The organism is Glaciecola sp. 1036, from assembly GCF_050306235.1.
Classification (GTDB): Bacteria; Pseudomonadota; Gammaproteobacteria; order Enterobacterales; family Alteromonadaceae; genus Glaciecola.
The window spans coordinates 351615-365282 of the sequence record NZ_JBLWFH010000001.1 but is presented as its reverse complement, the minus strand read 5'-3'; the positions used below and the strand labels follow the sequence as shown (position 1 = coordinate 365282).

Annotated in this window: 11 protein-coding genes and 1 tRNA gene; 11 read left to right on the top strand and 1 reads right to left on the bottom strand. The window is 40.5% G+C overall.

All coding sequences use genetic code 11. The features are described from left to right. The first annotated feature begins 126 nt into the window (after positions 1-126). From ftsH to ACNKW3_RS01580, 11 genes are all read left to right on the top strand, one after another. Positions 127-2058: an ATP-dependent zinc metalloprotease FtsH gene (gene ftsH, locus ACNKW3_RS01630; protein WP_427397540.1), complete on the top strand. Its 1932-nt coding sequence runs from the start codon at positions 127-129 to the stop codon at positions 2056-2058. A 119-nt stretch (positions 2059-2177) separates the two neighbouring features. Next, the gene (folP, locus tag ACNKW3_RS01625; RefSeq protein ID WP_427397707.1) at positions 2178-3011 is read left to right on the top strand and encodes a dihydropteroate synthase; all 834 of its coding nucleotides are present in this window, start codon (positions 2178-2180) and stop codon (positions 3009-3011) included. Between the two features lie 14 nt (positions 3012-3025). After that, positions 3026-4369: a phosphoglucosamine mutase gene (gene glmM, locus ACNKW3_RS01620; protein ID WP_427397539.1), complete on the top strand. Its 1344-nt coding sequence runs from the start codon at positions 3026-3028 to the stop codon at positions 4367-4369. A gap of 92 nt (positions 4370-4461) precedes the next feature. Beyond that, complete coding sequence (gene tpiA / locus ACNKW3_RS01615) at positions 4462-5205, top strand: triose-phosphate isomerase (protein ID WP_427397538.1); 744 nt, start codon at positions 4462-4464, stop codon at positions 5203-5205. Further along, positions 5206-5586 carry a preprotein translocase subunit SecG gene (gene secG, locus ACNKW3_RS01610; protein WP_427397537.1) on the top strand — a complete coding sequence of 127 codons (381 nt, stop codon included), beginning with the start codon at positions 5206-5208 and terminating at the stop codon, positions 5584-5586. A 19-nt stretch (positions 5587-5605) separates the two neighbouring features. Beyond that, positions 5606-5691 (top strand) — tRNA-Leu (locus tag ACNKW3_RS01605). Positions 5692-5851: 160 nt separating this feature from the next. Then, a complete protein-coding gene (locus ACNKW3_RS01600) occupies positions 5852-6802 on the top strand; it encodes a cation diffusion facilitator family transporter (RefSeq protein WP_427397536.1) in 951 nt (316 codons plus the stop codon). Between the two features lie 200 nt (positions 6803-7002). Further along, a complete protein-coding gene (pnp, locus tag ACNKW3_RS01595) occupies positions 7003-9117 on the top strand; it encodes a polyribonucleotide nucleotidyltransferase (protein ID WP_427397535.1) in 2115 nt (704 codons plus the stop codon). Positions 9118-9259: 142 nt separating this feature from the next. Further along, entirely contained in the window at positions 9260-10156 is an 897-nt protein-coding gene (gene nlpI / locus ACNKW3_RS01590) for a lipoprotein NlpI (protein WP_427397534.1), read from the top strand. 9 nt (positions 10157-10165) lie between these two features. After that, positions 10166-11569 (top strand): hypothetical protein, encoded by a 1404-nt coding sequence (locus ACNKW3_RS01585; RefSeq protein WP_427397533.1) that lies wholly within the window; start codon positions 10166-10168, stop codon positions 11567-11569. 277 nt (positions 11570-11846) lie between these two features. Further along, complete coding sequence (locus ACNKW3_RS01580) at positions 11847-12602, top strand: hypothetical protein (RefSeq protein WP_427397532.1); 756 nt, start codon at positions 11847-11849, stop codon at positions 12600-12602. A gap of 212 nt (positions 12603-12814) precedes the next feature. Here the strand turns inward: ACNKW3_RS01580 and cysZ are convergent, their stop codons facing one another. Next, entirely contained in the window at positions 12815-13579 is a 765-nt protein-coding gene (gene cysZ / locus ACNKW3_RS01575; RefSeq protein WP_427397531.1) for a sulfate transporter CysZ, read from the bottom strand. Between the last annotated feature and the right edge of the window lie 89 nt (positions 13580-13668).

Genomic DNA, 13668 nt, shown 5'->3' with positions numbered 1-13668 from the left:
GATTCTCTATGAACATACTCTAGAGAGGCGTATTTGGTGGCTAAAGGCTGTAAAGTGTAGTAGTCTTAAGTGTTGGAAATGCGGTAATTGCGTGAACCAGATTTTTTATTTTAGGGGTAATTAGCTTTGAGCGACATGGCAAAAAATCTTATTTTATGGCTGTTTATTGCTGTTGTGTTGATGATGGTATTCAAAAACTTCACAAGCAATGAGCCAGCGGGGGCTTCTAAGGACTACACTACGTTTTTAAACGAAGTGCAGCGTGGTGATGTTTCACAGGTGCACATAGAAGGACGCGAAATAAAAGGCCAAATGAAAAACGGCACTGTGTTTACCACAACAATGCCGATGTTAGATCCTAAACTTATTGATGATTTAAAAACGAATAACGTTATTCAATACGGGACACCTCCAGAGCAACCAAACTGGTTCGCTCAGATATTTATTTCTTGGTTCCCTATGCTTCTTTTGATTGGTGTTTGGATATTCTTTATGCGTCAAATGCAAGGCGGCGGTGGTAGAGGCGCTATGTCATTTGGTAAAAGTAAAGCCCGTTTACTTAGTGAAGACCAAATTAAAACCACCTTTGCAGATGTTGCAGGCTGCGATGAAGCAAAAGAAGAAGTGACGGAATTAGTCGACTTTTTACGCGATCCAACCAAGTTCCAAAAGTTAGGCGGAAAAATACCTAAGGGTGTATTGATGGTAGGGCCACCAGGAACAGGTAAAACCTTGCTTGCTAAAGCAATTGCTGGTGAGGCAAAAGTGCCTTTCTTTACAATTTCTGGTTCAGATTTTGTAGAAATGTTCGTTGGTGTTGGTGCATCTCGTGTTCGTGACATGTTTGAACAAGCCAAAAAATCTTCGCCCTGTATCATCTTTATTGATGAGATTGATGCTGTAGGTCGTCAACGTGGCGCAGGTTTAGGTGGTGGTCATGATGAACGTGAACAAACCTTGAACCAGATGCTAGTTGAAATGGACGGCTTTGAAGGTCACGAAGGTATTATAGTAATTGCGGCGACTAACCGTCCTGATGTACTAGATCCTGCACTTCTACGTCCAGGACGTTTTGACCGTCAAGTAGTGGTAGGCTTACCTGATATTCGCGGAAGAGAACAAATTCTGAAAGTTCACATGCGAAAAGTACCTATTGCGGATGACGTTGTAGCATCTGTAATAGCGCGAGGTACGCCTGGATTTTCTGGTGCTGATTTAGCCAACTTGGTGAATGAAGCTGCCTTGTTTGCTGCTCGTTCAAATCGCCGCTTAGTGTCAATGGAAGAGTTTGAAAAAGCCAAAGACAAAATTATGATGGGAACTGAACGTCGTTCCATGGTGATGTCTGAGGAAGAAAAAGCCATGACTGCGTATCACGAAGCTGGCCACGCGATCGTTGGTAGAATGGTGCCTGAACATGACCCAGTATATAAGGTGTCAATTATCCCGCGTGGACGAGCATTAGGTGTGACCATGTATTTGCCTGAGCAAGATCGTGTTAGTTATACAAAACGCCATCTTGAAAGCATGATATCAAGTTTGTTCGGTGGCCGAATTGCCGAAGAAATCATTTACGGTGAAGATTCAGTGACTACAGGTGCTTCAAATGATATCGAACGGGCCACTGATATAGCCAAGAAAATGGTGACACAATGGGGCTTAAGTGCCAAATTAGGTCCGCAATTGTACGCAGAAGAAGAAGGTGAGGTTTTCTTAGGACGTTCGATGAGCAAATCTGCCAACGTGTCCGATGAAACTGCTCGTACAATAGATAAAGAAATAAAAGACATAATAGATCGTAACTATCAGCGTGCTTATCAGATTTTGCAAGATAACATGGATATTTTGCATACGATGAAAGATGCGTTGATGAAGTATGAAACTATAGATGCAAAACAAATCGACGATTTGATGGAACGCAGAGACGTTCGTCCTCCTGCAGATTGGGATAGAGACAACAAGTCAGACGATAATAAACCTTCTGGTGGTGCTACTATCGACGTTGGCAAGCAAGACAAGCCAGCAGATGATGGAAATACCAGCACTACTACTAATTAACTCGATTAGCAAAAACGAAAGCGCCTGCATGGGCGCTTTTCCTATTTATGCGCAATTAGCAATTTATACATTCATCTAAACTAAGTGTGGATGCTTTGAGAGTGAACGAATTTAAACAGATGACTTTTGGTGATAAAACTATCACCTTTGACTCACCTAAAATAATGGGCATTTTAAACGTTACCCCTGATTCTTTTTCAGATGGTGGTAAGTTTAATCAAGTCGATAAAGCCTTAAAACAAGCCGAATACATGGTAGATTCAGGTGCCACATTTATTGATATTGGTGGTGAATCAACACGACCTGGTGCAGCTAAAGTATCCCTTGAACAGGAGCTTGAAAGAGTCATTCCTGTGGTGGAAAAAATCGCACAAAATCTAGACTGTGTGATTTCAGTCGATACTAGTAAAGCTGAGGTTATGCTACAGGCCGCAAAAGTGGGGGCTCGACTAATAAACGATGTAAGAGCTCTATCTGAAGACGGGGCATTAAGCGCTGCCAGTAAATTGGCACACGAATACCAAATTCCTTGCTGCATTATGCATATGCAAGGAACCCCTCAAACCATGCAAAATAAGCCAGAATATTCATCCGTATTAGAAGAGGTTGTAGCGTTTTTAAAGCAAAGGGTTGAGGAATTGATGAACGCAGGATTTAAACGAGAACAAATTATTTTGGATCCGGGGTTTGGTTTTGGCAAGAATCTTGATCACAATTACACTATGCTGAAAAAATTTTCGGTTTTTAAGCAATTCGATATGCCTTTATTAGCAGGAATGTCGAGAAAATCTATGATTGGAAATTTGTTGAATCGAGAAGTGAACCAACGCATAGCCGGTGATATCGCAACACACACAATAGCTGCTCTTTATGGTGCAAATATTTTACGAGTACACGATGTACCAGAAATGAAAGATGCAGCGGACATTATAAGCAAATTGGACAGTCTTTAAACAAGGATATAAAGATGGCAAAGAGAGAGTTTTTTGGTACAGATGGCATCCGAGGCAAAGTAGGGGAAAGCGTTATTAACCCTGAGTTTGTTATAAAGTTAGGATGGGCCGCTGGAAAAATACTTGCAGGGCATGGAACAAACAAAGTATTAATTGGCAAAGACACGCGGATATCAGGCTACATGCTCGAATCAGCGTTAGAAGCAGGCTTATCTGCCGCTGGTATTAATATCGGCTTGTTGGGCCCTATGCCAACACCTGCAATTGCTTATTTAACAAAAACATTTCGTTCAGAAGCTGGCATTGTAATAAGTGCTTCACATAACCCCTACTATGACAATGGCATCAAGTTTTTTTCTTCTTCAGGTCAAAAACTTGATGATGATATTGAATTGGCCATTGAACAACAAATGAAGCAGCCAATGACTTGTGTCGCTTCTGATAAGTTAGGCAAAGCAACCCGCATAAACGATGCTGCGGGGCGATATATTGAATATTGTAAAGGTACATTCCCGTCAGACTTATCCTTAAGTGGGTTAAAGATAGTGGTTGATTGTGCTCACGGTGCTACTTATCACATTGCCCCTAATGTTTTGCGGGAGCTGGGTGCTGAAGTCATAGAAGTCGGTACCGCGCCAGATGGTTTAAACATAAATCGAAAAGTAGGGGCTACCTCACTCAAAACTACTGTGAGCGCGGTGAAAAAATATGGTGCTGATTTTGGGTTTGCATTAGATGGTGACGGCGATCGCATCATGATGGTAGATGAAACAGGTGATGTTGTAGATGGTGATCAAATCATCTTTATTATTGCACGTGATGCATTGAAAAACGGCGGCTTAAAAGGAGGTGGCGTAGTTGGAACTAAAATGTCGAATCTCGCTATGCAATTAGCCTTAGAAAAATTGGGCATTCCATTTCAACGAGCAGATGTTGGCGATCGATACGTCATGGAACTATTAATGCGCAACGGATGGGCGATAGGCGGTGAAAACTCTGGTCATGTACTCAACCTTAATTATGCAACCACTGGAGACGGTATTGTTGCAGGCCTGCAAGTAATTGCTGCCATGCTCAGAGCACAAATGCCATTGAGTTCATTAGCGTCAGGGTACACGAAATTCCCACAAGAGCTGATAAACGTAAAATTTGATAGTAAACTGGGAAATCCTTTAAGTAAGGATAATGTTATCAAATCGGTCAGTGAAGCGGAAAAAGCCATGGGAGAATCAGGGCGCGTTTTACTTAGAAAAAGTGGCACTGAGCCTCTCATTCGTGTAATGGTTGAGGCTGAAAATATTGAAACAGCTAAAAAATGGGCTGAAACTATCGCATTTGAGGTAGAAGCGGCTAAGTAACTGAAATTTTTTTACGTATTGCTATTGTTATTTCGCACGCTCTTGGTTAATATCACCGCCGCTTTTTAGGGCGTGCACACAGGGAGTTATCTATGTCGCAACGAAGAACCATGATGGTCGCCGGTAATTGGAAAATGAACGGTAGCCTTGAAAAGCTAACAGAATTTAAACAACAGTTATCAGAGTACGACAATATTACCGTCGTTTTGTGTTTACCTAGTGTTTATCTTACGCAAGGGAAAGCTAATAACTTTTGCCTTGGTGCTCAAAACGCAAGTCAGTTTGAATCTGGTGCGCACACTGGCGATATTTCTGTAGCTATGCTTAAAGAAGTCGGTTGTGAATATGTCATTCTTGGGCATTCTGAACGGCGACAAGATCACTCTGAAAGTAATATTGTTGTGGCAGAAAAAACAAAGACCGCAATCGCAGCTGGTTTAACACCAATATTTTGTGTTGGTGAACCGTTAGAAGTCAGACAAAACGGAGATGTGTTTGATTTTGTTGGGGCACAATTAGACGCGGCTATTTCACTGTGCGGCGATGATTTTGTCGAAAAATGCGTTATTGCTTATGAGCCTATTTGGGCCATAGGTACCGGTAAAACAGCATCTCCTGAACAAGCCCAAGAGGTTCATGGGTTTATTCGAAAAAAACTGAGTGCTATCCACAAAGATAGTGACAAAGTACAAATATTATATGGTGGCAGTGTTAATCAGGACAATGCCGCAGAGCTTTTTGCTCAACCCGATATTGACGGTGGATTAATAGGCGGGGCCAGTTTGAAAGTTGAAAGTTTCAGTAGCATTTGCAGTGCTGCTAATGAGAGGAAATAGATGTCGTTATATGAATTTTTGTTAGTTGCATACTTGATTGTAGCTATTGCACTTATAGGCTTTGTGTTAATTCAACAAGGTAAGGGTGCTGATATGGGCGCTTCATTCGGCGCTGGCGGTTCAAACACAGTTTTTGGTTCAAGTGGATCAGGTAACTTTATGACACGTACGACTGCCATCTTAGCTACCTTATTTTTCCTTATAAGTCTAATCATCGGCAGTATTACGTCTGGTCAAGGCAAAGCTGAAGATCAGTTTGAGACGTTAGAAGTACCATTAATTGATGAAGAGCCGGTAGAAGCTACTGCGCCAGTATCAGAAGATGTGCCTGTATCTGAAGATGTGCCATCAGACGATAATAATTCTGACGTACCTAACTAAATTTGTTAATTACTCAAATGCGGAAGTGGTGGAATTGGTAGACACGCTATCTTGAGGGGGTAGTGAGCTATGCTCGTGAGGGTTCAAGTCCCTCTTTCCGCACCAAATAATAAAAGCCCATTTTCCAAATGGGCTTTTTCTTTTATTAGCATTTACTTTATTCTATGACTTTGCAAACTATGTGGCTTTACATCCGTAAAGTCTATATCATTCCTTTTGATAGCTATTTGTTTTTAACTCCCTTGCATCAATAGGATGAGTTCATATGCACGATCATCATGATCACTCTGATGAACACTCTCATAATCACAGTCATGGCCACCATCATTCCCATGGTCACCATCATCATCACGATATTGATGAAAGCCGTATAAGTTGGGCATTTTGGCTTAATTTTAGCTTCACCATAATTGAATTCATTGGTGGATGGTTGACAAACAGTGTCGCTATAATGGCTGATGCAGTGCATGACTTGGGCGATTCATTATCCATTGGCTTGGCCTGGTATCTGAGCAAGGTTGGCAAACGTGATGCTACAGACCAATTTACTTACGGATTCAAACGACTAAGTTTATTAGGTGCACTAATTAACGGTATGATTTTGGTTGTTGGCTCTGCATGGGTGTTGTTTGAAGCTATCCCTCGTTTATGGGCGCCGGAAATGCCAGTCACAGAAGGGATGATTCTGCTAGCGATTCTTGGTGTCGCGGTAAACGGTTATGCCGCCTATAAACTTCATGGTGGAGACACCCTAAACGAAAAAGTGCTTAACTGGCATCTGTTGGAAGATATGCTTGGTTGGGTAGCGGTGTTGATTGTCGCTATCGTTTTGCAATTCGTAAACTGGCCGATTTTAGACCCCTTGTTGTCTGTGGTGTTTACGTTATTTATTCTTTTTAACGTTGGCAAGCATTTGACTCACACCATTAAATTGTTTCTACAAGCCAATCCTGACAGCTTAAAACAGGAAAAAATACAAAAAGCTTTACTGTCTATCGATAACGTCAACGAATTACATCACGTGCATTTTTGGTCATTAGATGGCGCCAGTCACGTATTAACTGCTCACCTTGTACTAGATAAGTCTTTTGATGTAGAAGGACTAATAGCATTAAAAAAACAAGTTGCAACTGTGCTTCAGCCTTTTGCCCTTGATCATACAACCATTGAGTTTGAATTGTCTGGTGAAAGCTGTAGAGATAAACATGAAGAATAATAAGTTGTGATTGACCACCACTAAAGCAAGCTTAAAACAGATATCAACTGACTGAAATTTTCAAAAACTAATTTTTTTTACCCAATACTCCTAGTAATTAGGCATAAAAATCCGCCATTAGCATGGCATTGTCATATATTAGCCGCTATACTATGCGCGCGTTAAAAAGCAAAGAAAACATTAATTTTAAAGGATAGAGTGTGACTCCTATTACAAAAACTTTTCAGTATGGTCAGCATACTGTAACACTAGAAACTGGCGTGATTGCTCGCCAAGCAACAGCCGCCGTACTTGCCAGCATGGACGATACTTCAGTATTAGTCACTGTGGTAGGTAAAAAAGAAGCAAAACCCGATCAAAATTTCTTTCCGTTGACTGTAAATTATCAAGAAAAAACTTATGCAGCGGGTAAAATCCCAGGTGGTTTTTTCAAAAGAGAAGGTCGACCTTCAGAGAACGAAACATTAACAGCTCGATTAATTGACCGCCCCATCAGACCTTTATTCCCAGAAGGTTTCATGAATGAAGTGCAAATCGTTATCACAGTGGTTTCTGCAAATCCAGAAATTCCAACTGATATCATTTCAATGATTGGTACTTCTGCAGCTTTAGCGATTTCAGGAATTCCATTTAATGGTCCTATCGGCGCTGCCCGCGTTGGTTATATCGATAACGAATTCGTATTAAATACACGCTCTTCAGAGATGGAAACTAGCCAACTAGACTTAGTAGTTGCTGGTACCGAAAGCGCTGTATTAATGGTTGAATCAGAAGCACAAATATTGTCAGAAGACGTAATGTTAGGTGCTGTAGTATATGGCCATGAGCAATCTCAAACAGTGATTAATGCAGTAAATGAGTTTGCTTCTGAAGTTAACACGCCTAAATGGGATTGGACTGCGCCAGAAGTAAATACTGCACTTAAAGATAAAGTAAAAGCATTAGCAGAAGCCGATATGACAAGTGCGTATCAAATTTCTGACAAAATGGAGCGTAAAGACGCGGTAACCGCGGTAACGGAAAAAACTGTAGCTGCGTTAGTCGAAGAAGACGAAACTTTAGATCCTGCTGAAATCTCAGCTTTAGCCCATGAATTAGAAAGTGACGTTGTACGTTCACGCATCCTAGCAGGCGAGAAGCGTATCGACGGTCGAGATCCTGAAACTATTCGTGCATTGCACGTTGCAACAGGTGTGCTTCCTCGTACTCACGGTTCTGCATTGTTTACTCGTGGTGAAACTCAAGCATTAGTAGTTGCCACCTTAGGTACAGAGCGCGATTCTCAGATGATTGATGATTTATCTGGTTCTTCTAACAGCCGCTTCATGTTGCATTACAACTTCCCTCCATATTGTGTGGGTGAAACTGGCATGATTGGCTCGCCTAAGCGTCGTGAAATTGGTCACGGTCGTTTGGCTAAGCGTGGTATTCAAGCGGTAATGCCATCAGAACAAGAATTTCCATACGTAGTGCGTGTTGTATCTGAAATTACAGAATCAAACGGTTCGTCATCTATGGCTTCTGTATGTGGTACGTCACTTGCGTTGATGGATGCCGGTGTACCAATTAAAGCCTCTGTTGCGGGTATTGCCATGGGCTTGGTTAAATCAGATGAAAACTTTGTTGTATTATCAGATATCCTTGGTGACGAAGACCATTTAGGTGATATGGACTTTAAAGTTGCGGGAACTACCACGGGTATTACTGCACTTCAAATGGACATCAAAATTGAAGGTATCACCAAAGAAATCATGCAAATCGCACTTAAACAAGCTAAAGAAGCGCGTTTACATATTCTAGGTGTGATGGATCAAGCCATTGGTGGTCACCGTGATGAAATGTCTGAATTTGCACCGCGTATTTACACCATGAAAATTGACCAAGACAAAATTCGTGATGTTATCGGTAAAGGTGGCGCAACAATTCGTTCTATTACTGAAGAATCAGACACTAATATCGAGATCGAAGACGACGGTACAATTAAGATTTTTGCAACTGAGAAAACCAAAGCAGATATCGCTATTGGTCGCATAGAAGCGGTTACTGCAGAAGTTGAAGTAGGAAAAACTTATCACGGAAAAGTGACTCGAATTGCAGACTTTGGTGCTTTTGTTGAAGTGTTACCTGGTAAAGAAGGCTTGGTACATATTTCTCAAATCGCCCATGAGCGAGTAGCCAAAGTAACGGATTATTTATCTGAAGGTCAAATGGTCGACGTGAAAGTGATGGATATCGATCGACAAAATCGTGTGCGTTTAAGCATGAAAGAGTTGATTGAGAAACCTCAAGCTGAAGCACCGTCTGACGAAGATTAATCGTTCTGATATAGACAAAAAGGAGCTTATATAGCTCCTTTTTTTGTATTTACGAAAAGTAACAAAATTAACCAACATTTCAGCGCTAAATTTATTATAATCTTCAGGAAAATATAATAATTGAGCAAGTGTCGAGGTATAAGTGACCAAAGACGTCAGCATATCACTAATCGTTTTACTGTTTATCGCTACATTATCAGGGTGCCAGTCGCTTGACCAAAGTCGCACACTGCAAAGTAATTTATTAATAGCTGAACCTGAGCCTATTAGTCAGCGAACGCAAATGGTGATTGCGCGTTACACTCATATTCTCTACAAAGCGCCGCTGAATGATGAAGAAAGAGCAGAATTGCTTTATCAACGCGGTATTGCTTATGATGCCATTGGGTTAACCAGCTTGGCAGCCATCGATTACAATGAGGCACTACGCTTAAAGCCTGATTTAGCAGGTGCGCATAATTTTGTTGGTGTTCACCACATTCAACAGGGAAATTATGTACAAGCATATGAAGCATTTGATTCCACTTTAGAACTTAATCCTGATTATGACTTTGCGCTACTGAATCGTGGGATTGCGTTATATTATGGTGGGCGCTCAGAATTAGCGGTAAAAGATGCCACTGCATTTTGGAAAAAAGAACCGACAGATCCTTATAGAGTGCTTTGGCTTTATATCACTGACGCAAGTGTTGATCCTATCAAAGCAATTGAAGCCCTTGCTGAACACAGAAAAAACCTTGATGAAGACAACTGGGTAACTGTCATTATTGATTTTTATTTAGGTAATGCATCTGAAAAAGCCGTCGTTGCGCGTTTATTAGACGATGTTAACTCGCACACAGAGTTAAATAACCGTTTGTGTGAAGCCTATTTTTACCTAGGTAAATATCATGCGGCTAGAGGCAATCAGATAGCTGCAACAAATTACTTTAAACTATCGTTAAGCACCAATGTACATGAGTTTGTTGAACACAAGTATTCACGTATTGAGTTAAGTAATATTCGCGCTTCTCAAGCCAAACCGGTGTCGCCAAACTAAGCCCTTATTATGGCCATAGTGTATAAGTTTATTCCTTTGTGTGTTGCGTTATTGCTCGTGGCGAGCACCAACAACAATGCAAACAAATTGTACGCTGATGGCATAAAGTTAAATAATCCGCTATTACTTTTTAACGCGGCTTCTCTTGGACATTCTGAAGCCGCAAATACGCTATTTGACCTCGCCTTAGGTTCTAAAGAAGAATTGTACTGGTTAAATAAGCTAGCACACTTGGGGCATGTGCCAGCCGCTATTGTGATGGGGCATGAAGCTGAAAAAGAAAGTCTACAAAAACAATACTTTACTATCGCTGCATCTCAGGGAAATGCTGAAGCTTTATTTGAACTATCACTGTTAACGGATGATACTGATAAAGCTAGACAACTATTGCTTTATTCAGCTGAAAAAGACTATGCCCCAGCGGTAATTTTGTATGCAAAATACATCTTTGAGCAGGATGACAAGGTTGCCTCTGACGACCTACAACTATGGTTATCTAAAGGCGCCAAGTATGATGCTAGTCTGGGCGTTAAATACGCGAAATATTTATATCAAAATGGTGCTAAACAAGAGGCTATTACTGCGTTCAAGGTAGCCGCTGTAAAAGGTAGTTTTAAAGCCAAGCAGTATTTAGAAGCGGTAAAAGGTTATTCTCCTGTAGATGTTAGTGCTATCTCAAACTTAGAAAGTAATAACCTAGGGTGTTTACAAAACATTCAAATGCTGTCTACCGATCTTGATACAACAGTGCAAGCGATAAAGCTTTCAAAACAATTTAAAAATGACCAACGATTAAAAAGCTTAAATATATGTTTGGAATCGCCTGTTTGGTTGTCCTCAGGCTCACTTGAATGTGAAAGTGACGAACAAGATATTCGTCAGTACTGTGATCTTGAAAAAGTGATTGGTCAAATAAATCATGAGGTGATTTCAAATCTGATTGTGATTCTACCTCGGGGCAAGGCTTATACCCAAAGAGGTGTAATGTATCTGGATAAATTAGATGATTATTCAGTGTTTGTTCACGAATTAGCACATTTCGCGGGCTTTATGGATGAATACCGGCTATCTGCAGAACTTGCTGAGTATCATTGCACCCAATCGGTAGCGCCGAATATCATTTTTGGAGAAATAGATTCATCCCAAGGTGTAGATAAGCTAGCGCTTTGGCAAAAAGTGCAAACCGATATTTCAGGCGATGCATTTTCATTGGAAGCTGAAAGCTTATCTATCAGTCCTGCAAGAACCTGTGAAAATACCGATGTGGTTGCCTATAAACCAAGCGCACAAATTACCTTTCTTGAACATCATGACACCAATTACATTCCGCCACTTTATTTAGAACTGTGGCGCCAGCAATTAATCTCGGGCGAATACAAGTTTAATTTGAAGCTAGGCATTGGAGAAAACTAATTTGGTGGATTTGAGAAAATAGTCTGTTCTTTTATTTGTCAATATCGAGAAATAGAGAATCAGCTTCGTTCATTGTATGATCGCTAATTCTCAAACATCTGGCATACCACTCTAAATAAAAATTAAGTTAGCCGAAAAGGGTGCTGCGATGAGGAGTAGGGCATAATGTAACTTCATTTTACACTTGAAATACGCGATAAAAATCATTGTATTTATATAAAAGCTTGATAGCATGGCGTTGCATAAGACACATACAAATTCAACAAGGATGCTCAGTATGACTTACAAAACAAAATTGTTCTCTATGGTGTTGTTTTTCACACTTTTTTCTCTGCAAGCAAATGCTAATAAGACGAGTATCAAGCGCTCTGAAGACATTGGGGTGGTACGTGGAATCATGCCTACGAATTTTAATATTGCGACCATACCTGAATTCTACAATAATGCGCGAGCTAATATGTCGCGGGCTTTCGGCTTTGATGCCGAATATCCTCTGGAGTTCGAACTTGGCGGCAGTAGCTATCGCCTGTGCAGAACTTTCATTAAAGACGAAAGTTACACCACTGATGAATATATTGCTTTTATTAAAAAATACGCGGGTGCCAACGTCGAATTAAGTGGCGTTCAGAGTCACTTCGGTGTAGCAGGGCGAATGCCTTGCACATATACGGGGTTTAAGGTTTTGCCAAGCGGGGAACAAGCAGTTAATCAGCAGGGAGAACAACAAGAAATTGAATCGAACATGTCTAATGGGCAAGAGTCCAGTGTTGATGCTTTGGGAGATGTAGGAGTTTCTGTGTTCTATTTAAGACATAAGTTTATTCAGTTTCGGATACTGGGTGAAGACGGCAAGCCCAGTAAAAAACCTAATCACCAGTGTGCTGGCAAAGCCGAAATTAAGCCTGCATTAGACAAAGCAGCAGTAATTAAAATTCGCGCTGAGATTAAGGAAGTAGGCAATAGGGCAATGCTTAAAAACGTACGGATTATCGACGGTAAGTGCACAGTAGAAACTGTTGTTCCTCATTCTTGACTAAGGATCTTTCGTTCATAGTTGCGATACAAATACTTTTATGCTCTAGCTCTAATTACTAGTGAGTGGTCTATGTGCTGCAGTTGCATCGTTTGAAAACAAATTTACTGCTAACAAAAAGTAATAAAATTAAACAGAGGTTTAAATTTCAGATGAAATTCAAAAACTGTATTTCGTTACTTAAAACACTGTTGAAGTTCCGCAAATCGACTTTACTTTCGCACTTGATTCATTTTATCCTGTAGCGCTTGTTCTCTAAGTTGTTCAACCCACATCTGGGTAGCGCCGCAAATAGCCACAGGCATCACGATGAAGTTGACTATGGGTATTAAGGAAAATAAATTAACCATAATGCCAAAGCTCATACTGTTACCTAATTTTCCTCTTAGCTGCATGCGCATAGGTTTAAAGCCGATTTTGTGATTGTCGAAAGGATAATCGCAATATTGAATTGCCATCATCCACGCACTGAATAGAAACCAAATGATTTGTCCTATCACCGGCAATAAAAAGAATGCAATCAAGAACACCAGAGCTCTGGGTAAAAAGTAGAGCAATTTTGCCGCTTCTCGACCTAAGGTACGTGGAATATCTTTTATCACTGCAAACCAACCCTCATCGCCAATAGATTCGCCACGCAAATGCCGTTCAATTTTTTCACTTAAAAGACCATTAAAAGGCGCTGCTATCCAATTGGCCAAAGTACCAAAAATTAGCGCAAATACTAACAGCACCGAAATAACCGCTAATGGCCATAGCACATAAGCAATAGCGTCTTTTAACCACCCTAAAAAGTCTGGCACTAGATTAACAACATAATCCACGCCAGCTTGTATGTAGTCTAAAAGAAAATAAAAGGCGACAGAAAACAGTAAGATATTGACAAAAAATGGAATGAAAACAAATCGTTTTATCCCTTTGGTTTTAATTAACTGAAAGCCATTCAAAAAATATCGGGCGCCACTAGTCTGTTGCATTGGAACTCCTTTGTTTGGACAACAGTCTATCAAATCTGGTGTAACAAAGTTATTGCAATTGTTACCAATGTTTTCAATCAAGCAATTTA